This window comes from Streptomyces sp. Ru71, from assembly GCF_002920535.1.
Classification (GTDB): Bacteria; Actinomycetota; Actinomycetes; order Streptomycetales; family Streptomycetaceae; genus Streptomyces.
Genome location: NZ_PQSS01000008.1, coordinates 44,241 through 67,223 on the forward strand (window position 1 = coordinate 44,241; position 22,983 = coordinate 67,223).

19 protein-coding genes are annotated in these 22,983 nt (G+C 72.2%); 17 read left to right on the forward strand and 2 right to left on the reverse strand.

Annotation, left to right across the window (positions count from 1 at the left end):
• From C3489_RS07290 to C3489_RS07345, 12 genes are all read left to right on the forward strand, one after another.
• The gene (locus C3489_RS07290; RefSeq protein WP_103780935.1) at positions 1 to 1,287 is read left to right on the forward strand and encodes a dihydroorotase; all 1,287 of its coding nucleotides are present in this window, start codon (positions 1 to 3) and stop codon (positions 1,285 to 1,287) included.
• Positions 1,284 to 1,850 carry a hypothetical protein gene (locus C3489_RS07295; RefSeq protein ID WP_103780936.1) on the forward strand — a complete coding sequence of 189 codons (567 nt, stop codon included), beginning with the start codon at positions 1,284 to 1,286 and terminating at the stop codon, positions 1,848 to 1,850. Before C3489_RS07290 ends, C3489_RS07295 begins: the two co-directional genes overlap by 4 nt.
• A complete protein-coding gene (gene carA / locus C3489_RS07300) occupies positions 1,847 to 2,989 on the forward strand; it encodes a glutamine-hydrolyzing carbamoyl-phosphate synthase small subunit (RefSeq protein WP_103780937.1) in 1,143 nt (380 codons plus the stop codon). Before C3489_RS07295 ends, carA begins: the two co-directional genes overlap by 4 nt.
• A complete protein-coding gene (gene carB, locus C3489_RS07305) occupies positions 2,982 to 6,290 on the forward strand; it encodes a carbamoyl-phosphate synthase large subunit (RefSeq protein ID WP_103780938.1) in 3,309 nt (1,102 codons plus the stop codon). Before carA ends, carB begins: the two co-directional genes overlap by 8 nt.
• An 89-nt stretch (positions 6,291 to 6,379) precedes the next feature.
• Positions 6,380 to 7,486, forward strand: coding sequence for a quinone-dependent dihydroorotate dehydrogenase (locus C3489_RS07310; RefSeq protein ID WP_103780939.1), 1,107 nt, complete (start codon positions 6,380 to 6,382; stop codon positions 7,484 to 7,486).
• A complete protein-coding gene (gene pyrF / locus C3489_RS07315) occupies positions 7,483 to 8,328 on the forward strand; it encodes an orotidine-5'-phosphate decarboxylase (protein ID WP_103780940.1) in 846 nt (281 codons plus the stop codon). Before C3489_RS07310 ends, pyrF begins: the two co-directional genes overlap by 4 nt.
• Before the next feature lie 310 nt (positions 8,329 to 8,638).
• Positions 8,639 to 8,962, forward strand: coding sequence for an integration host factor (locus C3489_RS07320; protein WP_003977346.1), 324 nt, complete (start codon positions 8,639 to 8,641; stop codon positions 8,960 to 8,962).
• 60 nt (positions 8,963 to 9,022) lie between these two features.
• Positions 9,023 to 9,616 (forward strand): guanylate kinase, encoded by a 594-nt coding sequence (gene gmk, locus C3489_RS07325; protein ID WP_103780941.1) that lies wholly within the window; start codon positions 9,023 to 9,025, stop codon positions 9,614 to 9,616.
• A 38-nt stretch (positions 9,617 to 9,654) separates the two neighbouring features.
• Positions 9,655 to 9,927: a DNA-directed RNA polymerase subunit omega gene (gene rpoZ / locus C3489_RS07330; RefSeq protein ID WP_005319902.1), complete on the forward strand. Its 273-nt coding sequence runs from the start codon at positions 9,655 to 9,657 to the stop codon at positions 9,925 to 9,927.
• Positions 9,928 to 10,029: 102 nt separating this feature from the next.
• On the forward strand, positions 10,030 to 11,235 hold the full coding sequence (gene coaBC, locus C3489_RS07335; RefSeq protein ID WP_103780942.1) for a bifunctional phosphopantothenoylcysteine decarboxylase/phosphopantothenate--cysteine ligase CoaBC: 1,206 nt from the start codon (positions 10,030 to 10,032) through the stop codon (positions 11,233 to 11,235).
• A 238-nt stretch (positions 11,236 to 11,473) separates the two neighbouring features.
• Complete coding sequence (gene metK / locus C3489_RS07340) at positions 11,474 to 12,682, forward strand: methionine adenosyltransferase (RefSeq protein ID WP_103780943.1); 1,209 nt, start codon at positions 11,474 to 11,476, stop codon at positions 12,680 to 12,682.
• A gap of 123 nt (positions 12,683 to 12,805) precedes the next feature.
• Positions 12,806 to 14,968: a primosomal protein N' gene (locus tag C3489_RS07345; protein WP_103780944.1), complete on the forward strand. Its 2,163-nt coding sequence runs from the start codon at positions 12,806 to 12,808 to the stop codon at positions 14,966 to 14,968.
• A gap of 91 nt (positions 14,969 to 15,059) precedes the next feature.
• Here the strand turns inward: C3489_RS07345 and C3489_RS07350 are convergent, their stop codons facing one another.
• A complete protein-coding gene (locus C3489_RS07350; RefSeq protein ID WP_103780945.1) occupies positions 15,060 to 15,602 on the reverse strand; it encodes a hypothetical protein in 543 nt (180 codons plus the stop codon).
• A gap of 399 nt (positions 15,603 to 16,001) precedes the next feature.
• Here C3489_RS07350 and fmt point away from each other — a divergent pair, with 399 nt between their 5' ends.
• Both fmt and C3489_RS07360 read left to right on the forward strand, forming a co-directional pair.
• On the forward strand, positions 16,002 to 16,934 hold the full coding sequence (gene fmt, locus C3489_RS07355) for a methionyl-tRNA formyltransferase (RefSeq protein ID WP_103780946.1): 933 nt from the start codon (positions 16,002 to 16,004) through the stop codon (positions 16,932 to 16,934).
• Positions 16,935 to 16,998: 64 nt separating this feature from the next.
• Positions 16,999 to 18,426: an RsmB/NOP family class I SAM-dependent RNA methyltransferase gene (locus C3489_RS07360; RefSeq protein ID WP_103780947.1), complete on the forward strand. Its 1,428-nt coding sequence runs from the start codon at positions 16,999 to 17,001 to the stop codon at positions 18,424 to 18,426.
• Here the strand turns inward: C3489_RS07360 and C3489_RS07365 are convergent.
• A complete protein-coding gene (locus C3489_RS07365; RefSeq protein WP_103780948.1) occupies positions 18,407 to 20,545 on the reverse strand; it encodes an MMPL family transporter in 2,139 nt (712 codons plus the stop codon). The two genes, C3489_RS07360 and C3489_RS07365, sit on opposite strands and share 20 nt — an antisense overlap.
• Before the next feature lie 136 nt (positions 20,546 to 20,681).
• Here C3489_RS07365 and rpe point away from each other — a divergent pair, with 136 nt between their 5' ends.
• The 3 genes from rpe (at position 20,682) to C3489_RS07380 (ending at position 22,857) form a co-directional block, all read left to right on the forward strand.
• Positions 20,682 to 21,368, forward strand: a complete 687-nt coding sequence (rpe, locus tag C3489_RS07370) for a ribulose-phosphate 3-epimerase (protein WP_103780949.1) — start codon at positions 20,682 to 20,684, stop codon at positions 21,366 to 21,368.
• A 78-nt stretch (positions 21,369 to 21,446) separates the two neighbouring features.
• Positions 21,447 to 22,490 (forward strand): sugar-binding transcriptional regulator, encoded by a 1,044-nt coding sequence (locus C3489_RS07375; RefSeq protein WP_103780950.1) that lies wholly within the window; start codon positions 21,447 to 21,449, stop codon positions 22,488 to 22,490.
• A gap of 82 nt (positions 22,491 to 22,572) precedes the next feature.
• Positions 22,573 to 22,857, forward strand: coding sequence for a barstar family protein (locus C3489_RS07380; RefSeq protein ID WP_103780951.1), 285 nt, complete (start codon positions 22,573 to 22,575; stop codon positions 22,855 to 22,857).
• The last annotated feature ends 126 nt before the right edge of the window (positions 22,858 to 22,983 follow it).

Consider the following 22,983-nt stretch of genomic DNA (forward strand, 5'->3'; position numbering starts at 1 on the left):
ATGAGCAAGATCCTGATCCGTGGTGCGAAGGTGCTCGGCGGCGAGCCGCAGGACGTCCTGATCGACGGTGAGGTCATCGAGGCGGTCGGCCAGGGCCTGTCCGCCGAGGGCGCCGAGGTCGTCGAGGCCGCCGGCAAGGTGCTGCTCCCGGGCCTGGTCGACCTGCACACCCATCTGCGCGAGCCCGGCCGCGAGGACTCCGAGACCGTCCTGACCGGCACCCGTGCGGCCGCGAGCGGCGGCTACACCTCCGTGTTCGCCATGGCCAACACCTTCCCGGTCGCCGACACCGCCGGTGTCGTCGAGCAGGTCTGGCGGCTCGGCAAGGAGCACGGCTACTGCGACGTGCAGCCCATCGGCGCCGTCACCGTCGGCCTGGAGGGCAGCAAGCTCGCCGAGCTGGGCGCCATGCACGAGTCCGCGGCCGGCGTCACCGTCTTCTCCGACGACGGCAAGTGCGTCCACGACGCGGTGATCATGCGCCGCGCCCTGGAGTACGTGAAGGCGTTCGACGGCGTCGTCGCCCAGCACGCGCAGGAGCCCCGGCTCACCGAGGGCGCCCAGATGAACGAGGGCGTCGTCTCCGCCGAGCTGGGCCTGGGCGGCTGGCCGGCCGTCGCCGAGGAGTCGATCATCGCGCGGGACGTGCTGCTCGCCGAGCACGTCGGCTCCCGCGTGCACATCTGCCACCTGTCGACCGCCGGCAGCGTCGAGATCGTCCGCTGGGCCAAGTCCCGCGGCATCCAGGTGACCGCCGAGGTCACCCCGCACCACCTGCTGCTCACCGACGAGCTGGTGCGCACCTACAACCCGGTCTACAAGGTCAACCCGCCGCTGCGCACCGAGCGTGACGTGATGGCGCTGCGCGAGGCCCTCGCCGACGGCACGATCGACATCGTCGCCACCGACCACGCCCCGCACCCGCACGAGGACAAGGACTGCGAGTGGGCCGCCGCCGCCATGGGCATGGTGGGCCTGGAGACCGCGCTGTCAGTGGTCCAGGAGACCATGGTCGACACGGGCCTGCTGGACTGGGCCGGCGTCGCCGACCGGATGTCCGTCAAGCCCGCGCAGATCGGACAGGCCACCGGTCACGGCCGTCCCGTCTCGGCAGGTGAGCCCGCCAACCTCACCCTCGTCGACACGGAATACCGTGGCCAGGTGGACCCCGCGGGCTTCGCCTCGCGCAGCCGCAACACCCCCTACGAGGGGCGTGAGCTGCCGGGCCGTGTGACGCACACGTGGCTGCGGGGCAAGGCCACGCTCGTCGACGGGAAGCTCACGTGACACCTCTGCAGCTGACGCACCTCGCCGCCGAAGAGAAATCGGCGGAGGTCACCGACTGGGCCGCCCGGCTCGGCTGGGTGGTCGGACTCCTGCTGTTCATCGCGCTCGTCTACTGGCTGATGCGCGAGGGCTGGAAGTGGCGCGGCACCCTGCAGGGCGACCTGCCGGAGCTGCCCAGCGCGCCCGACGCGCCCGGCGAGGCGAGACTGACGATGAGCGGCCGCTACCACGGCTCCACCACCGCCGGACAGTGGCTCGACCGCATCGTGGCGCACGGCCTCGGCACCCGCAGCCGGGCCGAGCTCACCCTGACGGACGCGGGACTGGACGTCGTACGCCCCGGCGCGAGCGACTTCTTCGTCCCGGCCGCGCAGCTGCGCGGGGCCCGGCTGGACAAGGGCATCGCCGGCAAGGTCCTCACCGAGGGCGGACTGCTGGTGGTGACCTGGACCCACGGCGACAAACTGATCGACTCCGGCTTCCGCTCGGACCACGCGGCCGAGCACACCGAATGGGTCGACACCCTGAACGACATGATCAACAAGACGGAAGGCGCACGATGACGACCTCCACAAGGGGAACCGCGAAGGTTCCCGCCGTACTCGTCCTGGAGGACGGCCGGATCTTCCGCGGCCGCGCCTACGGGGCCGTGGGGGAGACCTTCGGCGAGGCCGTGTTCTCCACCGGCATGACCGGCTACCAGGAGACCCTGACCGACCCGTCGTACGACCGCCAGATCGTCGTCGCGACCGCCCCGCAGATCGGCAACACCGGCTGGAACGACGAGGACGACGAGTCGAAGCGCATCTGGGTCTCCGGCTACGTCGTGCGCGACCCCGCGCGCGTGCCGTCCAACTGGCGGGCCAAGCGCTCCCTGGACGAGGAGCTGGTGAACCAGGGCGTCGTCGGCATCTCCGGCATCGACACCCGCGCCCTGACCCGCCACCTGCGTGAGCGCGGCTCCATGCGCGCCGGCATCTTCTCCGGCGAGGCGGTCAGGCCCGACGACGAGCTGCTCGCCCTGGTGCAGGCCCAGCCCCACATGAAGGGCGCCAGCCTGTACGAGGAGGTCGCCACGAAGGAGGCCTACGTCGTCCCGGCCGTCGGTGAGAAGAAGTTCACCGTCGCCGCCATCGACCTCGGCATCAAGGGCATGACCCCGCACCGCATGGCCGAGCGCGGCATCGAGGTGCACGTGCTGCCCGCGACCGCCACCGCCGACGAGATCTACGCCGTCGGACCCGACGGCGTGTTCTTCTCCAACGGCCCCGGCGACCCCGCCACCGCCGACGGCCCCGTCGCCCTGATGCAGGCCGTCCTGGAGCGCAAGACGCCCCTGTTCGGCATCTGCTTCGGCAACCAGATCCTCGGCCGCGCCCTCGGCTTCGGCACCTACAAGCTGAAGTACGGCCACCGCGGCATCAACCAGCCGGTCCAGGACCGCACCACCGGCAAGGTCGAGGTCACCGCGCACAACCACGGCTTCGCCGTGGACGCGCCGCTCGACAAGGTCAGCGAGACGCCCTTCGGCCGCGCCGAGGTCTCGCACGTCTGCCTGAACGACAACGTCGTGGAGGGGCTGCAGCTGCTCGACCAGCCGGCCTTCTCCGTCCAGTACCACCCCGAAGCGGCAGCGGGCCCGCACGACGCCGCCTACCTGTTCGACCGCTTCGTTTCCCTGATGGAGGGCCAGCGTGCCTAAGCGCACCGATATCCAGTCCGTCCTGGTCATCGGCTCCGGCCCGATCGTCATCGGCCAGGCCGCCGAGTTCGACTACTCCGGCACCCAGGCGTGCCGCGTGCTGAAGGCCGAGGGCCTTCGGGTGATCCTCGTCAACTCCAACCCGGCGACGATCATGACCGACCCGGAGATCGCCGACGCCACCTACGTCGAGCCGATCACCCCGGAGTTCGTCGAGAAGATCATCGCCAAGGAGCGCCCCGACGCCCTCCTGCCCACCCTGGGCGGCCAGACGGCCCTGAACACCGCCATCTCGCTGCACGAGAACGGCGTCCTGGAGAAGTACGGCGTCGAGCTGATCGGTGCCAAGCCCGAGGCCATCCACAAGGGCGAGGACCGCGACCAGTTCAAGGAGGTCGTGGAGGAGGTCCGCAAGAAGATCGGGCACGGCGAGTCCGCCCGCTCGGTCATCTGCCACTCCATGGACGACGTCCTCAAGGGCGTCGAGACCCTCGGCGGCTACCCGGTCGTCGTGCGCCCCTCCTTCACCATGGGCGGCGCCGGCTCCGGCTTCGCGCACGACGAGGAGGAGCTGCGCCGCATCGCCGGCCAGGGCCTGACGCTCTCCCCGACCACCGAGGTGCTCCTGGAGGAGTCCATCCTCGGCTGGAAGGAGTACGAGCTGGAGCTGATGCGCGACAAGCACGACAACGTCGTGGTCGTCTGCTCCATCGAGAACTTCGACCCGATGGGCGTGCACACCGGCGACTCCATCACCGTCGCCCCGGCGATGACGCTCACCGACCGCGAGTACCAGATCCTGCGCGACATCGGCATCGCCGTCATCCGCGAGGTCGGCGTCGACACCGGCGGCTGCAACATCCAGTTCGCGGTCAACCCCGTCGACGGCCGGGTCATCGTCATCGAGATGAACCCGCGTGTCTCCCGGTCCTCCGCGCTCGCCTCCAAGGCCACCGGCTTCCCGATCGCCAAGATCGCCGCCAAGCTGGCCGTCGGCTACACGCTGGACGAGATCCCCAACGACATCACCGCCGAGACCCCGGCCTCCTTCGAGCCGACCCTCGACTACGTCGTCGTCAAGGCCCCGCGGTTCGCCTTCGAGAAGTTCCCGCAGGCCGACTCCACGCTGACCACCACCATGAAGTCGGTCGGCGAGGCCATGGCCATCGGCCGCAACTTCCCCGAGGCCTTCCAGAAGGCGCTGCGCTCGCTGGAGAAGAAGGGCAGCCAGTTCACCTTCGTCGGCGAGACCGGCGACAAGGACGAGCTGCTGCGCGAGGCCGTACGGCCCACCGACGGCCGGATCAACACGGTCATGCAGGCCATCCGCGCCGGCGCCACCCCTCAGGAGATCTTCGAGTACACGAAGATCGACCCCTGGTTCGTCGACCAGCTCTTCCTGATCAAGGAGATCGCGGACGAGCTGGCCGAGGCCCCCGAGCTGACCGCCGAGCTGCTCGCCGACGCCAAGCGGCACGGCTTCTCCGACCAGCAGATCGCCGAGATCCGCGGCCTGCGCGAGGACGTCGTCCGCGAGGTCCGGCACGCCCTCGGCATCCGCCCGGTCTACAAGACGGTCGACACCTGCGCCGCCGAGTTCGCCGCGAAGACGCCGTACTTCTACTCCTCCTACGACGAGGAGAGCGAGGTCGCGCGGCGCGACAAGCCCGCGGTGATCATCCTGGGCTCTGGCCCGAACCGCATCGGCCAGGGCATCGAGTTCGACTACTCCTGTGTCCACGCCTCCTTCGCGCTCAGCGACGCGGGCTACGAGACGGTGATGGTCAACTGCAACCCGGAGACCGTCTCCACCGACTACGACACCTCCGACCGCCTGTACTTCGAGCCGCTCACCCTCGAAGACGTGCTGGAGATCGTCCACGCGGAGTCCCTCGCCGGCCCGATCGCGGGCGTCATCGTCCAGCTCGGCGGCCAGACCCCGCTGGGTCTGGCGCAGGCGCTGAAGGACAACGGCGTGCCGATCGTCGGCACCTCGCCCGAGGCCATCCACGCGGCCGAGGACCGGGGCGCCTTCGGCCGGGTGCTGAAGGAGGCCGGCCTGCCGGCCCCCAAGCACGGCACCGCCACCACCTTCGACGAGGCCAAGGCCATCGCCGACGAGATCGGCTACCCGGTCCTGGTCCGCCCGTCCTACGTCCTCGGCGGCCGCGGCATGGAGATCGTCTACGACGAGACCCGCCTGGCCTCCTACATCGCCGAGTCCACCGAGATCAGCCCGACCCGCCCGGTGCTGGTCGACCGCTTCCTCGACGACGCCATCGAGATCGACGTCGACGCCCTGTACGACGGCGAGGAGCTCTACCTCGGCGGCGTGATGGAGCACATCGAGGAGGCCGGCATCCACTCCGGCGACTCGGCGTGCGCGCTGCCCCCGATCACGCTCGGCGGCTTCGACATCAAGCGCCTGCGCGCCTCCACCGAGGCCATCGCCAAGGGCGTCGGGGTGCGCGGCCTGATCAACATCCAGTTCGCGATGGCCGGTGACATCCTCTACGTCCTGGAGGCCAACCCGCGCGCCTCCCGGACCGTGCCGTTCACCTCCAAGGCGACCGCCGTGCCGCTGGCCAAGGCCGCCGCCCGCATCTCCATGGGCACGACCATCGCCGAGCTGCGCGCCGAGGGCCTGCTGCCGAAGACCGGCGACGGCGGCGAGCTGCCGCTGGACGCGCCGATCTCCGTCAAGGAGGCCGTGATGCCCTGGAGCCGCTTCCGCGACACCTCCGGCCGCGGCGTGGACACCGTCCTCGGCCCGGAGATGCGTTCCACCGGCGAGGTCATGGGCATCGACTCGGTCTTCGGCACGGCGTACGCCAAGTCGCAGGCCGGCGCCTACGGCCCGCTGCCCACCAAGGGCCGCGCGTTCATCTCGGTCGCCAACCGCGACAAGCGCTCGATGATCTTCCCGGCCCGCGAGCTGGTCGCCCACGGCTTCGAGCTGCTGGCCACCTCCGGCACCGCCGAGGTCCTCAAGCGCAACGGCATCAACGCCACCGTCGTGCGCAAGCAGTCCGAGGGCACCGGCCCGAACGGCGAGAAGACCATCGTCCAGCTCATCCACGACGGCGAGGTCGACCTCATCGTCAACACCCCGTACGGCACCGGCGGCCGCCTCGACGGCTACGAGATCCGTACGGCGGCGGTGGCGCGCTCCGTGCCCTGCCTGACGACGGTCCAGGCCCTGGCGGCCGCCGTACAGGGCATCGACGCCCTCAACCACGGCGACGTGGGCGTGCGCTCCCTCCAGGAACACGCCGAACACCTGACCGCGGCCCGCGACTAGCAGCCGGCGAGGGGGACACCGAACAACGGTGTCCCCCTCTTCGTGAGGACACCCATGTCGAGGACACCCATGTCTTCGTGAGGACACGCATGTACAAGATCTTCTTCAAGCTCTTCTTCGCGCGCATGGATCCCGAGCAGGCCCACCACCTGGCCTTCCGCTGGATCCGCCTGGCCGCCCGCATCCCGGTGCTGCGCACCTTCGTCGCCGCCGCCCTCGCCCCCCGCCACAAGGAGCTGCGCACCGAGGCCCTGGGCCTGCGCATGCACGGCCCCTTCGGGCTCGCCGCCGGCTTCGACAAGAACGCCGTCGCCGTCGACGGCATGGCCATGCTGGGCTTCGACCACGTCGAGATCGGCACCGTCACCGGCGAGCCGCAGCCCGGCAACCCCAAGAAGCGGCTGTTCCGCCTGGTGAAGGACCGGGCGCTGATCAACCGCATGGGCTTCAACAACGAGGGCTCGCTGGCCGTCGCCGCCCGCCTGGCCTCCCGCAACCCGGCCTTCAGGACCGTCGTCGGCGTCAACATCGGCAAGACCAAGGTCGTCCCCGAGGAGGAGGCGGTCGCCGACTACGTGAAGTCCGCCGAGCGGCTCGCGCCGTACGCCGACTACCTCGTCGTCAACGTCTCCTCGCCGAACACGCCCGGCCTGCGCAACCTCCAGGCCACCGAGGCGCTGCGCCCGCTGCTGACCGCCGTGCGCGAGGCCGCAGACCGCACGGTCACCCGGCGCCGCGTGCCGCTGCTGGTCAAGATCGCGCCCGATCTGGCCGACGAGGACATCGACGCGGTCGCCGACCTGGCCGTCGAGCTCGGCCTGGACGGCATCATCGCCACCAACACCACCATCGCCCGCGAGGGCCTGGGCCTGAAGTCCGACCCCTCCCTGGTCAAGGAGACCGGCGGGCTGTCCGGCGCCCCGCTCAAGCAGCGCTCCCTTGAGGTCCTGCGCCGCCTGTACGCGCGCGTGGGCGACCGCATCACCCTGGTGGGCGTCGGCGGCATCGAGAACGCCGAGGACGCCTGGCAGCGCATCCTGGCCGGCGCCACGCTCGTCCAGGGCTACAGCGCCTTCATCTACGAGGGGCCGTTCTGGATGCGCGCGATCCACAAGGGGCTCGCCGCGCGCCTGCGCACCAGCCCCTACGCCACCCTCGCCGACGCGGTCGGCGCCGATGTGAGGAAGTCCGCATGACGTCGTACGAGCCGTTCGGCGCGCGCCTGCGCCGCGCCATGGACGAGCGCGGCCCGCTGTGCGTCGGCATCGACCCGCACGCCTCTCTGCTCGCCGAGTGGGGCCTGAACGACGACGTGGCCGGTCTGGAGCGGTTCAGCCGCACGGTCGTCGAGGCGGTGGCCGACCGGGTCGCCGTGCTCAAGCCGCAGGCCGCCTTCTTCGAGCGGTTCGGCTCCCGGGGCGTCGCGGTCCTGGAGAAGGCCGTGGCGGAGGCGCGGGCGGCCGGCGCGCTCGTCGTCATGGACGCCAAGCGCGGCGACATCGGCTCGACCATGGCCGCCTACGCGGAAGCCTTCCTGCACAAGGACTCCCCGCTGTTCTCCGACGCGCTGACCGTCTCGCCCTACCTCGGCTACGGCTCGCTGAGCCCGGCTGTGGCGCTGGCCCGGGAGAGCGGCGCCGGCCTGTTCGTGCTGGCGCTGACCTCCAACCCGGAGGGCGGCGAGGTGCAGCACGCGGTGCGCGCCGACGGCCGCAGCGTGGGCGCGACCATGCTGGCCCACCTGGCGGCCGAGAACGCGGGACAGGAGCCCCTGGGCTCCTTCGGCGCGGTGGTGGGCGCCACCCTCGGTGACCTGTCGTCGTACGACCTCGACATCAACGGCCCGCTCCTCGCGCCCGGCATCGGCGCCCAGGGGGCCACCCCGGCGGATCTTCCCCGGGTCTTCGGCGGTGTCGTGCGCAACGTGGTGCCGAACGTCAGCCGGGGGGTGCTGCGGCACGGCCCCGACGCCGTCACGCTGCGTGACGCCGCGCAACGCTTCGCCGACGAGATCCGCGCCGCCGTGACGGGCGCCTGAGCGCCGTACGTCCTCGTCGGAGCGGTCCGGCGAGGACGCCCGGGACGATTTGAGTCTGGATACAGCCTCAAATCAGGGGCAATATGTCCTAAATGTCCGTCCTGGCGGAGGCTGACCAGGACTTTTCCGCTGTTCTCGCTGACTCTGGCGGACTTGACCGCTAGTCTCCGACGTGTGGGGGCGCCCCCACGCCCCCGAGACAGTGGGGGAGAAGCAGGCAATCCTGTTGCCCGTGGCTCCCCAGGTGTGGGGCGTACTGGCTTCCCCACCGGTCCGTATCCGACAGTTCGACATCCGAGGTGACGTAGGCGTGGCTCTTCCGCCCCTTACCCCCGAACAGCGCGCAGCCGCGCTCGAAAAGGCCGCCGCGGCTCGCCGGGAGCGGGCCGAGGTCAAGAATCGACTGAAGCACTCCGGCGCCTCCCTGCACGAGGTCATCAAGCAGGGCCAGGAGAACGACGTCATCGGCAAGATGAAGGTCTCCGCTCTGCTGGAGTCCCTGCCGGGCGTGGGCAAGGTCCGCGCCAAGCAGATCATGGAGCGACTCGGCATCTCCGAGAGCCGTCGCGTGCGCGGCCTCGGCTCCAACCAGATCGCTTCGCTGGAGCGTGAGTTCGGCAGCACGGGTTCCTGAACCCGAGCCCTGCCGGGAAGGGAGTCCCGGGCACTCCGGGATTGCTGGAATAATCGCTGCATGGCTGTAACACCCCGGGGGACGACCCCCGAGCCCCCGGACGCACGTCCGCGGCTGACCGTGCTCTCCGGCCCCTCGGGGGTCGGCAAGAGCACGGTCGTCGCCCATATGCGCAAGGAACACCCCGAGGTCTGGCTCTCGGTGTCGGCGACGACCCGCAAGCCCCGCCCCGGCGAGCAGCACGGTGTCCACTACTTCTTCGTCACCGACGAGGAGATGGACAAGCTGATCGCCAACGGCGAGCTGCTGGAGTGGGCCGAGTTCGCCGGCAACCGCTACGGCACGCCGCGCGCGGCCGTGCTGGAGCGGCTGGAGAACGGCGAGCCCGTCCTGCTGGAGATCGACCTCCAGGGCGCCCGCCAGGTCCGTGAGTCGATGTCCGACGCCCAGCTGGTGTTCCTGGCCCCTCCCTCCTGGGAGGAGCTGGTGCGCAGGCTCACCGGACGCGGCACCGAGCCGCCGGAGGTCATCGAGCGTCGCCTGACGGCGGCCAGGACCGAGCTGGCGGCCGAGCCCGAGTTCGATACGACCCTGGTCAACACCTCCGTCGAGGACGTGGCGCGTGAGCTGCTAGCCTTGATGGACGTTGTGTGATCGTGTCTGATCTTTTCCCCTCCTTCGGAAGGTAGAGCGTGTCCTCTTCCATCACCGCGCCCGAGGGCATCATCAACCCGCCGATCGACGAGTTGCTTGAGGCCACCGACTCCAAGTACAGCCTCGTGATCTACGCGGCCAAGCGGGCCCGTCAGATCAACGCGTACTACTCCCAGCTCGGCGAGGGCCTGCTTGAGTACGTCGGCCCCCTCGTGGACACCCACGTCCACGAGAAGCCGCTCTCGATCGCCCTGCGCGAGATCAACGCCGGTCTGCTGACCTCCGAGGCCATCGAGGGCCCCGCGCAGTAGTACGGTCAGATCGCGGTTGACTTGTCCACAGGCCCGGCAGCGCGACTGCCGGGCCTGTGGTGTCTCATGGGTGTGCCAGGTTTTCGAGTCCGGGGAGAGACGGTGGACAAGCCGAGGGTCGTTCTGGGGGTCAGCGGCGGCATCGCCGCGTACAAGGCCTGTGAGCTGCTGAGAAGGCTCACCGAGTCGGGCCATGACGTCCGCGTCGTCCCCACCGCCTCCGCGCTGCACTTCGTCGGCGCCGCCACCTGGTCGGCGCTGTCCGGCAACCCCGTCTCCACCGAGGTGTGGGACGCCGTCCACGAGGTCCCGCACGTCCGCATCGGCCAGCAGGCCGACCTGGTCGTCGTCGCACCCGCCACCGCCGACATGCTCGCCAAGGCCGCCCACGGCCTCGCCGACGACCTGCTGACCAACACCCTGCTCACCGCCCGCTGCCCGGTCGTCTTCGCGCCCGCCATGCACACCGAGATGTGGGAGCACCCGGCCACCCAGGAGAACGTCGCCACGCTGCGCCGCCGCGGCGCGGTCGTCATCGAGCCCGCCGTCGGCCGTCTCACCGGCGTCGACACCGGCAAGGGCCGGCTGCCCGACCCCGCCGAGATCTTCGAGGTGTGCCGCCGCGTACTCGCCCGGGGCGTGCGCGAGCCCGACCTCGCCGGACGCCATGTCGTGATCAGCGCCGGTGGCACCCGCGAGCCCCTGGACCCGGTCCGCTTCCTCGGCAACCGCTCCTCGGGCAAGCAGGGCTACGCCCTCGCCCGCACCGCCGCCGCCCGCGGCGCCCGGGTCACCCTGGTCGCCGCCAACACGGGCGGGCTGCCCGACCCGGCCGGCGTGGACGTCGTGCCCGTCGGCACGGCCGTACAGCTGCGCGAGGCGGTGCTCAAGGCCGCCGCGGACGCCGACGCGGTCGTGATGGCCGCCGCCGTCGCGGACTTCCGGCCCGAGACCTACGCGGCCGGCAAGATCAAGAAGCAGGACGGCAAGGACCCCGACCCGATCGTCCTGGTGCGCAATCCCGACATCCTCGCGGAGATCTCCACCGACCGCGCCCGCCCCGGCCAGGTGGTCGTCGGCTTCGCCGCCGAGACCGACGACGTCCTGGCCAACGGCCGCAGCAAGCTGCGCCGCAAGGGATGCGATCTGCTCGTCGTGAACGAGGTGGGGGAGCGCAAGACGTTCGGCTCCGAGGAGAACGAGGCCGTCGTGCTCGGCGCCGACGGCAGCGAGACACCCGTGCCGCACGGCCCCAAGGAAGCCCTCGCGGACATCGTCTGGGACCTCGTGTCGGAACGTCTGGGGTGAGTCGCGGTTCGGCCACTTGGCCGAGCCCTACGGCACATTCGGGCGCGGCTGCCCTGGTCAAGGCCGCCGGGCATTGGGCAGAATGCCCCGTGCCGCAGGTCACAGAGCTCCCGACTGGCGAGACACGTGGTCCGGCGGCCGAGTGTGACCGATAAACTGTTCACGGACGACGCCAGGCGCAGCCCCCGGCTCGTCCGCCATCGATCAGCCAGCAGCCGCTGCAACCACAGGGAGCGTTGTGTCCCGTCGCCTGTTCACTTCGGAGTCCGTGACCGAGGGTCACCCCGACAAGATCGCTGACCAGATCAGCGACACCATTCTCGACGCGCTCCTGCGTGAGGACCCGTCCTCCCGGGTCGCCGTCGAGACGCTGATCACCACCGGCCTGGTGCACGTGGCCGGCGAGGTCACCACCAAGGCCTACGCGGACATCGCCACCCTGGTCCGCAACAAGATCCTGGAGATCGGCTACGACTCCTCGAAGAAGGGCTTCGACGGCGCCTCCTGCGGTGTGTCGGTGTCCATCGGCGCGCAGTCCCCGGACATCGCGCAGGGCGTCGACACGGCATACGAGTCCCGGGTCGAGGGCGACGAGGACGAGCTGGACCGGCAGGGCGCGGGCGACCAGGGCCTGATGTTCGGGTACGCCACCGACGAGACGCCCACCCTGATGCCGCTGCCGATCTTCCTGGCGCACCGGCTGTCCAACCGCCTGTCCGAGGTGCGCAAGAACGGCACCATCCCCTACCTGCGCCCGGACGGCAAGACGCAGGTCACCATCGAGTACGACGGCGACAAGGCCGTCCGCCTCGACACGGTCGTCGTCTCCTCGCAGCACGCCTCCGACATCGACCTGGAGTCGCTGCTCGCCCCCGACATCCGCGAGTTCGTCGTGGAGCCCGAGCTGAAGGCGCTGCTCGACGAGGGCATCAAGCTGGACACCGAGGGCTACCGCCTGCTGGTCAACCCGACCGGCCGCTTCGAGATCGGCGGCCCGATGGGCGACGCCGGCCTGACCGGTCGCAAGATCATCATCGACACCTACGGCGGCATGGCCCGCCACGGCGGCGGTGCCTTCTCCGGCAAGGACCCGTCCAAGGTCGACCGCTCCGCCGCCTACGCCATGCGCTGGGTCGCCAAGAACGTCGTCGCCGCGGGCCTGGCCTCGCGCTGCGAGGTCCAGGTGGCCTACGCCATCGGCAAGGCCGAGCCGGTCGGTCTGTTCGTGGAGACCTTCGGCACCGAGAAGGTCGACACCGACAAGATCGAGCAGGCCATCGACCAGGTCTTCGACCTGCGCCCGGCCGCCATCATCCGCGACCTGGACCTGCTGCGCCCGATCTACTCCCAGACGGCCGCCTACGGTCACTTCGGCCGTGAGCTGCCCGACTTCACCTGGGAGCGCACCGACCGCGTGGACGCCCTGCGCCAGGCCGCCGGCCTGTAATCGGCATCCGGCAGTGAAGGCCCGGTCTCCCTTCGGGGAGCCGGGCCTTCGGCATGTGTCCCGGCGGCCTTCGCGGGACACGGGCCTGCGCCGCTGTCAGTGACGTTTGGTAAGAATGCAAGCGTGAGCAGCGAGAACGACGTGGGTGGCGGGGGCGCCGAGGGGGCGCCCCCGGAGCAGCTCGCGCTCATCCGGGAGAGCGTGCGCAAGGCCAAGGAGCCGCGGGCCAAGCCGCGGACCTGGCGGGGCGCCGCCCTCGCGCCCACGCTGCCCGTCGCGCGGGTGCTCGTCGACAAGGGCGTACTCCACCTCGACCGGTACTTCGACTACGCCGTGCCCGCCGAGCTGGACGCCGAGGCACAGCCCGGGGTGCGGGTGCGCGTGCGCTTCGGGGCCGGGCGGCACCGGGTGCGCGAGGGGCGCCGCGAGGGCGGCGGCCTGATCGACGGATTCCTCATCGAGCGGCTCCCCGAGTCCGACTACTCCGGGCCGCTCGCCGCCCTCGCCCAGGTGGTCTCACCCGAACCCGTCCTCGGCCCCGAGCTGCTCGGCCTCGCCCGCGCCGTCGCCGACCGGTACGCCGGCAGCCTCGCCGACGTGCTGCAGCTCGCCGTACCCCCGCGCAGCGCACGGGCCGAGCAGCGGCCCTCGCCCGCCCCGCTGCCGCCCCCGCGGGCCCCCGAACCGGGCTCCTGGGCGCGGTACGAGCGCGGTCCTGCCTTCCTGGAGGCCCTCGCCGCCGGGAACGCGCCGCGCGCGGTGTGGAACGCCCTGCCCGGACCCCAGTGGGCCGACGAGCTGGCCCGCGCCGTCGCCGCCGCGCTGGCCTCCGGACGCGGTGCCCTCGTCGTCCTGCCCGACGGCCGGGCCGTCGCCCGCGTCGACGCCGCCCTGACCGCGCTGCTGGGCGAGGGGCGGCACGCCGTGCTCACCGCCGACGCGGGACCGGAGAAGCGGTACCGCGAGTGGCTGGCCGTGCGGCGCGGGTCCGTGCGCGCCGTGCTCGGCACCCGCGCCGCGATGTTCGCGCCCGTGCGGGACCTGGGCCTGGTCGCCCTCTGGGACGACGGCGACGACAGCCACAGCGAGCAGCACGCCCCCCAGCCGCACGCGCGGGAGGTCCTGCTGCTGCGCGCCGCCCAGGACCGGTGCGCCTTCCTGCTCGGCGGCCTCAGCTGCACGGTCGAGGCGGCGCAGCTCGTGCAGAGCGGGTGGGCGCGGCCGATCGCCGCCGTACGGGAGCAGGTCCGGGCCGCGGCCCCGCTGGTGCGGACCGTGGGCGACGGCGACCTCGCCCGCGACGAGGCCGCGCGCGCCGCCCGGCTGCCCACGCTCGCCTGGCAGGTGGCCCGTGAGGGGCTGCGCAACGGCCCGGTGCTGGTGCAGGTGCCGCGCCGCGGATACGTGCCCCGGATGGCGTGCGCGCAGTGCCGTGAGCCCGCCCGCTGCCGGCACTGCTCCGGACCGCTGGAGGCACGGGACGGCTCCGAGGCCGGCGGGTCGCTGTGGTGCGGCTGGTGCGGGCGCGAGGAGACGCGCTGGCACTGCCCCGAGTGCGGGTCCTTCCGGCTGCGCGCCCAGGTCGTCGGCGCCCGGCGCACGGCCGAGGAGCTGGGCCGGGCGTTCCCGGCCGTCCCGGTGCGCACCTCCGGGCGCGAGCACGTCCTGGACACCGTGCCGGCCACGCCCGCGCTGGTGGTGAGCACGCCCGGCGCCGAGCCCGTCGCCGAGGGCGGCTACGCGGCGGCGCTGCTGCTGGACGGCTGGGCGATGCTCGGGCGGCCCGACCTGCGGGCCGAGGAGGACGCCCTGCGGCGCTGGATCGCCGCCGCCGCGCTGGTGCGGCCGCAGAGCGCCGGCGGCACCGTCGCCGTCGTCGCCGAGGCCACCGCCCGGCCCGTGCAGGCGCTGGTGCGCTGGGACCCCGTCGGGCACGCGGTGCGTGAGCTGGCCGAGCGGGCCGAGCTGGGGTTCCCGCCGGTGTCGCGGATGGCGGCCGTGTCGGGGCCGCCGGCGGCCCTGGTGGACTTCATCGGCGCGGTGGAACTGCCGGCACAGGCGGAGGTGCTCGGGCCCGTGCCGCTGCCGGTCACGGCACCGGGGCGGCTGCGGCGGCCCGGGGCTCCGCCGCCGGGGGAGCAGTGGGAACGCGCGCTGATCCGGGTGCCGCCGGGCAGCGGGGCGGCGCTCGCGGCGGCCCTCAAGGCCGCGCAGGCCGCGCGGATGGCACGCGGGCAGGGCGAGGCCGCGGTGCGGGTGCGGATCGACCCGCCGGACATCGGCTGAGCCGTCCTGCCGTGGACAGCCGTCTGCCCTCCCGGAGCGGTCCAGGAGGGCAGTTGACGGCGTGTCACCTCACGCGGGCGCAGCGCGGTGGTCAGCCGTTGCGCGGGCCCGGGAACGCCGTCGGCCTGGCCTCGTCCCGCAGGGACGTGCTGCTCGCCGTCGGCTGGGTCGGCATGGAACGGGCGGCCGGGACCGTGGGCACCACGGGGATGCCCGTGCCCACGTTCACCGTGCGGGTGCCCGACGGCTCGGTCGTGCGCTCGGTCTCCGCGGCGGCCTGCGCGGCGGCGCGGCGGGAGCCGTAACGGCGGTGGACCGCCTGCTTGGTGACACCGAGGGCGGAGCCCACCGCGTCCCACGAGAAGCCGAGCGAGCGGTCGAAGTCGACCGCGGCCGTGACCAGGGTCTCGACACTGTCCCGCAGCTCCTGGGCGAGGCGGACCGTCGGGGCGGGAGCGCGTCCGTAGACGACGAACCCTGTGGAGGGGCCGGAGCGGCGCGGGCGGTAGACGTTGCCCAGCTGAGCGGTGAGCGTGCGCAGGGCGTCCACCTGCCGGCGGACCCGCTCGATGTCCCGCACCAGCAAGTGCAGGCTGGCCCGGGCCTGGGCGTCGTGGGTTGCGTGGTCGGCCATGAACAAGCCTCTCGAACCGGCGTTGAAGAGATGGGGGTCAACTCTTTCTTGACCAACGCGCCTTCGCTCCGCGGGTCACGGTGTGGGGGCGTGCGGGCATATGCCCACGCCCCCTGGGTCAGGGGTGTTTTCCCACCCGCCCACCCGTTCTCCAGTTGGCCAGGAGGCGGGACTCTCCCTCTCTCCTCGGCTGATCGCCGTCGGCGGCTTTGCGTTCGTGGTCATGGAGTACGGCGGCTTTCCCGCCGCGGTCATGGACTACGGCGGCTTTCCCGCCGTGAGTGAGGACTTCGGCGGCTGTCCCGGCCGTGGGGACCGACTTCGGCCGTGCGTCCCCTTCGGGTCATAGACTGGTGCGTCGGCTGTCGCCCGTCCCGTTCGAGAGGTTCGATCCCGCCCATGAAGCTTGTCTTCGCCGGTACCCCCGAGGTCGCCGTTCCCGCTCTGGACGCCCTGATCGCCTCCGGGCGGCACGAGGTGGCCGCCGTCGTCACGCGGCCCGACGCGCCGGCCGGGCGGGGCCGCAGGCTGGTCGCGTCGCCCGTGGCGGAGCGGGCGGAGGAGGCCGGGATCGAGGTGCTCAAGCCCGCGAAGCCGCGTGATCCGGAGTTCCTTGAGCGGCTGAAGCAGATCGCGCCCGACTGCTGCCCCGTCGTCGCCTACGGCGCCCTGCTGCCCCGTGTCGCCCTCGACATCCCCGCGCACGGGTGGGTCAACCTGCACTTCTCGCTGCTGCCCGCCTGGCGCGGCGCCGCGCCCGTGCAGCACTCCCTCATGGCCGGCGACCAGATCACGGGCGCGTCCACCTTCCTCATCGAGGAGGGACTGGACTCCGGCCCCGTCTACGGCACCGTCACCGAGGAGATCCGGCCCACCGACACCAGCGGCGACCTGCTGACCCGGCTCGCCTTCGCCGGTGCCGGGCTGCTCGCCGCCACCATGGACGGCATCGAGGACGGCACGCTCAAGGCCGTACCGCAGCCCAGTGAGGGCGTGACCCTCGCCCCGAAGATCACCGTCGAGGACGCCCGGGTCGACTGGGCCGCGCCCGCGCTGCGCGTCGACCGGGTGGTACGCGGCTGCACCCCGGCCCCCGGCGCCTGGACCACCTTCCGCGGCGAGCGGCTGAAGCTCATTCAGGTCGCGCTGCTCACCGAGCGCACCGACCTCGCCCCCGGTGCCCTCGACGTCGGCAAGAACCACGTGCACGTCGGCACGGGCTCGCACGCCGTGGAGCTGCTGTGGGTGCAGGCGCAGGGCAAGAAGCCGATGCGGGCGGCGGACTGGGCGCGCGGTGTGCGGATCGGCGCCGGGGAGACCCTCGGCGCGTAGCGGCACCACCCGCGGGACGTAGGCTGGGTGGACAGCCCGTTCTTCACTCCGGAGCACCTTTTTCGTGAGCGACACCCCCGGCACCTCCCGCAGGCCGCGCAGGCCCGCCAAGCCGTACCGCCGTCCCCAGAAGGACCCCGTCCGCATCCTGGCGTTCGAGGCGCTGCGCGCGGTCGACGAGCGCGACGCCTACGCCAACCTCGTCCTGCCGCCGCTGCTGCGCAAGGCCAGGGAGAAGAGCGACTTCGACGCGCGGGACGCGGCGCTGGCGACCGAGCTTGTGTACGGCACGCTGCGCCGGCAGGGGACGTACGACGCCGTGATCGCGGCCTGTGTCGACCGGCCGCTGCGCGAGGTCGATCCGCCGGTGCTGGACGTGCTGAGCCTGGGCGCGCACCAGCTGCTCGGTACCCGCATCCCCACGCACGCCGCCGTGTCGGCCACCGTGGAGCTCGCCCGGGTGGTGCTCGGTGACGGGCGGGCCAAGTTCGTGAACGCCGTGCTGCGCAAGGTCGCCCAGCGCGACCTCGACGCGTGGCTCGCCGAGGTCGCCCCGCCCTACGACGACGACCCCGAGGACCATCTCGCCGTGGTGCACGCGCACCCGCGCTGGGTCGTCTCCGCGCTGTGGGACTCCCTCGGCGGCGGTCGCGAGGGCATCGAGCGGCTGCTGGCGGCCGACAACGAGCGGCCCGAGGTCACCCTGGTCGCCCGGCCGGGCCGGGCCACGCCCGAGGAACTGCTCGGCGAGGAGGCCGCGGTGCCGGGGCGCTGGTCGCCGTACGCCGTGCGGCTGGCCGAGGGCGGCGAGCCGGGGGCCGTGGAGGCCGTGCGGGAGGGGCGGGCCGGTGTGCAGGACGAGGGCAGCCAGCTGGTCGCGCTGGCGCTCGCCAACGCGCCGGTCGAGGGGCGGGACCGGCTCTGGCTGGACGGCTGTGCCGGGCCCGGCGGCAAGGCCGCGCTCCTCGGCGCCCTCGCCGCCGAGCGGGGCGCGATGCTGCTGGCGTCCGAGAAGCAGCCGCACCGCGCCGGCCTGGTCGCCAAGGCGCTGGCCGGCAACCCGGGGCCGTACCAGGTGATCACCGCCGACGGGACCCGGCCGGCCTGGCGGCCCGGCAGCTTCGACCGGGTGCTGGTGGACGTGCCGTGCTCCGGGCTCGGCGCGCTGCGGCGGCGGCCGGAGGCCCGCTGGCGGCGCCGCCCCGAGGACCTCGACGCGTTCGCGCCGCTGCAGCGGGGCCTGCTGCGCACCGCACTGGAGTCGGTGCGCGTCGGCGGCGTCGTCGGCTACGCCACCTGCTCCCCGCACCTGGCGGAGACGAGGGCCGTCGTGGCCGATGTGCTCAAGCAGTTCCCGGACACGGACCTGCTGGACGCCCGTCCGCTGCTGCCGGACGTGACGGACCTCGGCGACGGCCCGGACATCCAGCTGTGGCCCCACATCCACGGCACCGACGCGATGTACCTGGCGCTCATCCGCCGGACCGGCTGACCTCGCTCTGTCTCGGCACGGGCGTGCCGTCCCGGTGCGCCAGCCGGTGCGGCCACCACACCTTCTTGCCCACGTCCAGGAAGAGCGAGGTGACCAGCACCGACCGCACCACGAAGGTGTCCAGCAGGACGCCCAGCGCGACGGCGAAGCCGATCTCCGCGAAGCCGACCATGGGCAGGGTGCCCAGCGCGGCGAAGGTCCCGGCGAGGACCAGGCCCGCCGAGGTGATCACGGCGCCGGTGGCGGCCAGGGCGGTCACCACGCCCGGCCGGGTGCCCTGGCGGATCGCCTCCTCGCGGACGCGGGTGGTGAGGAAGATGTTGTAGTCGATGCCGAGGGCCACCAGGAAGACGAAGACGAACAGCGGGAAGGCCACGTCCTCGCCCGCGTAGTCGAAGACGTAGCGGAACGCCAGGGCGCTCAGGCCCAGCGCGGTGGCCAGCGACAGCACCACCGTGCCGACCAGCAGCAGCGGTGCCACCAGGGCCCGCAGCAGCACGCCGAGCACCAGCAGGACGACGGCGAGGACGAGCGGGATGACCAGGTAGTTGTCGTGCGTCTGGGCGTTGTCCATGTCCAGCAGGGCCGCCGTGCCGCCGCCCACCTTCGCGTCGGCGCCCGGCACGGCGTGCACCGCGTCGCGGACCCGCTGCACGGTCGCCTTGGCGGCGGAGCTGTCCGCCGGGTCCCGCATGGTCGCCTCGAACAGCACCTTGCCGTCGTGCACCGGCGCGGTGCCCGGCGGTATGCCGATGCCGGCCGGCACGACGGCCGGATCCGCCGCGACCGTGCGGCCCACCCGCTCGGCCTGCGGCGCGTTCGAGACGATGACGAGGGGATCGCCGGTACCGGCGGGGAAGTAGCGGGCCGACACCTGCTGGCCGGTGATCGAGTCCGGTGTGTTCGTGAAGGCGTCCGCGTTGGGGATGCCCGAGGCACGCAGCTGGAACAGGCCGAGGGACAGGGCGGCCAGCACCACCGCCGTCACGCTCCACACCAGGCGCGGGCGGCGCGCGATCCGCCGGCCCATGCGGGCCCACACACCCCGCTCGGTCGGGTCGGCCGAGCCGAAGTGCGGGATCACCGGCCAGAAGATCCAGCGGCCCAGGCACACCAGCAGCGCCGGGAACAGCGTCAGCATCACCAGCAGGGCGACCAGCACGCCGATCGCTGCCACCGGGCCGAGGCCGCGCGTGGAGTTCATCTCCGCCACCAGCAGCACGAGCATGCTGAGCACGACCGTCGCGCCGGATGCCAGCACGGCCGGGCCGGCCCGGTTCAGGGCGCGGCGCATCGCCACGTGCCGGTCCTCGTGCCGGCGCAGCTCCTCTCGGTAACGGGCGACCAGCAGCAGCGCGTAGTCGGTGCCGGCGCCGAAGACGAGCACGGTCAGGATCCCCGCGCTCTGCCCGTTCACGGTCAGCCCGGCGTGCCGGGCCAGCAGGTAGATCAGCGCCTGGGCGGTGAACAGGGCGACGACCACCCCGATCAGCGGCACGAACAGCAGGATCGGGCTGCGGTACGTCAGCAGCAGCATCACGATGACCACGGCCATCGCGGAGAAGAGCAGCGTGGAGTCGATGCCTTCGAACGCCTTGGCGAAGTCCGCGGAGGTGCCACCGGGCCCGGTGATGTGCACGACGAGTCCGGCGCCGCCCTCGCCCACCCGGTCGCGGATGGAGTCGACGGCGGGCGAGATGCGCTGCCAGCCGGAGGCGTCCATCGTGATCGGCACGGCGATCTGCGCGGCCCGGGGAGCAGCGGGCCGGTCGAAGACGGGGCCGCGGGTCTCGGCCCCGCGGACGCCGTGGTCGTGCAGGGTGCGCAGCTGGGCCACGTCCTGGGCGATCTGCTGCCGGTCCCGCACGGTGAGGCCGCCGTCGCGCGCGTAGACGACGACGGCGGGGATCTGCTCCGGGCGGAAGTCCTCGGACAGGCTCAGCACCTGGGTGGACTCCGCGGAGCCGGGAAGCCAGGACTGCGCGTCGTTGTCCTGGGCGTCGTTGAGTTTCTGCGCCAGGGGCGCGACCAGGAAGAGCACGAGCAGCCACAGCGCGACCACGACCCACTTCGCCCGCCGTCCGCAGACAAGGTGAGCGATGTTCCGGTTGACTGTCATGCTCACCCCCAGATGAGCGGGACACGAGGGGTCGCGGGGAACCGATCGGCCCGTCACAAGGGGCCGCAGGTTACAAACCACCCTCGCCGCCCCCACCGATGCCCGCAACCCTTGGAGGGCATGGCAGGCTTGGGGCATGGCCGTGCAGATCAACCCCAGCATCCTGTCCGCCGACTTCGCCCGCCTCGCGGACGAGGCGAAGGCGGTCGAGGGAGCCGACTGGCTCCACGTCGACGTGATGGACAACCATTTCGTCCCCAACCTCACGCTGGGCGTGCCCATCGTGGAGTCCCTGGCCCGCGCGACGGACACCCCGCTGGACTGCCATCTGATGATCGAGGACCCCGACCGCTGGGCTCCTCAGTACGTCGAGGCCGGTGCCGGGTCCGTGACCTTCCACGTCGAGGCCTCCGCCGCGCCCGTGCGGCTCGCCCGCGAGATCCGCGCCAAGGGCGCCCGCGCGTCGATGGCCCTGAAGCCGGCGACGCCCATCGAGCCGTACGAGGGCCTGCTCCCCGAGCTGGACATGCTGCTGATCATGACGGTCGAGCCGGGCTTCGGCGGGCAGGCGTTCCTCGACATCATGCTGCCGAAGATCCGCCGCACCCGAGAGCTGATCGCAAAGCACGGCCTCCAGCTCTGGCTCCAGGTCGACGGCGGTGTCTCGGCGTCCACGATCGAGCAGTGCGCGGACGCGGGCGCCGACGTCTTCGTCGCCGGCTCCGCGGTGTACGGCGCGCAGGACCCCGCCGAGGCGGTCCGCGCCCTGCGCGATCAGGCGGCGGCGGCCACCGCCAAGGCCAGCTGGGCGTGCGACCACTGACCAACGGATACGTGAACGCCCGCCATCAGGGCTGATCGACCGCGCCGGATCTGCAAGGATGAACGGCGAATCCAGAGTGTGAACAGCAGTGAGGAGATCGCCGTGTCGGGTATGTCGGCGGGCCGGTCAGCCATGCGGATGGGACCCGCTGAGCTGGTGCAGGCGGCGGCCATGGCCCGCCGCTTCTACCTTGAGGGCAAGTCCAAGATCCAGATCGCGGAGGAGTTCGGCGTCAGCCGCTTCAAGGTGGCCCGGGTCCTGGAGACCGCCCTCGAACGGGACCTCGTACGCATCGAGATCCGCGTGCCGGCCGAACTGGACGCCGAGCGCTCCGACGCGCTCCGCGCCCGCTACGGTCTCAGGCACGCCGTCGTGGTGGAGTCCCCTCCCGAGTCCGAGGAGACCCCCGACCCCGAGAACCTGGGGGAAGTGGCCGCCGACCTGCTCGGCGAGCTGGTGAACGAGGGGGATGTGCTGGGCCTGGCCTGGGGCCGGTCCACCATCCACATGGCGGCGGCCCTGGACCGGCTGCCGCCCTGCACGGTCGTGCAGCTCACGGGCGTGTACGACGCCGGGACCGCCGAGCGCGGCTCGGTGGAGGCCGTGCGCCGCGCGGCCCAGGTGTCCGGCGGCGACGCCCACCCCATCTACGCGCCGATGCTGCTGCCCGACGCGGCCACCGCGGCCGCGCTGCGCAACCAGACCGGCATCGCCCGGGCCTTCGAGTACTTCGACAAGGTCACGGTCGCCTGCGTGTCCATCGGCTCCTGGGAGCCCGGCATCTCCACGGTGCACGACATGCTCTCCGAGGAGGAGCGCGCCCACTACGCCTCCCTGGGCGTGGCCGCGGAGATGTCCGCGCACCTCTTCGACGCCGAGGGCCGCCGCGTCGGCCGGGACCTGGGGGAGCGGTGCATCACGGTCAAGGCCGACCAGCTCCGCCGTATCCCCGAGGTCGTGGCCATCGCGGGCGGGCAGCGCAAGGCGTCGGCGATCGACGCGGTGCTGCGCTCCGGGCTCGTCACCAGCCTGGTGACGGACACCTCGGCCGCGGACTACCTGATGACCGCCGGCCCGACGCCGAAGCCGGCGCTGAACAGGGCCGACCCCGACGGCCTCTGAGGGACCGCCCGGCCCCGTCCCGTACTCCCGGGACGGGGCACCCCGCCGATGACCCCTACGACTCGTTCAGGGCGGTACTGCGATGACGCAAGCCGTGGTCACCCTCGACCTCGACGGGGTCACGGGCAAGGCGGGGCTGATGGACCGGTGCGCCCGGGACCTTGGGCTGCCGGACTACTTCGGCCGCAACTGGGACGCGCTCGCCGACGTCCTGTCCGATCCGGGTGTCTGGTCGTCGGAGGCCGCGCCGCTGGTCGTCGTACGGAACTGGCGGCCGTATGCCGAAGCGCGCCCGCAGGAGTGGCAGACGGCACAGGAGGTGTTCTCACAGGCCACTGCCGTCACCGTGGCGCTCGCGCTTGGGTGATCCTCCAAAGGCGCCCCTGACCAGCCTGGACGAACCGACTGTGCCCCGGGATCCGGGCGGCATGGGAGAATGAAGTACGTGCTCTTTCCCCCTGGCACACCTGTCAGGGGGTCGCCTCTGAACGAC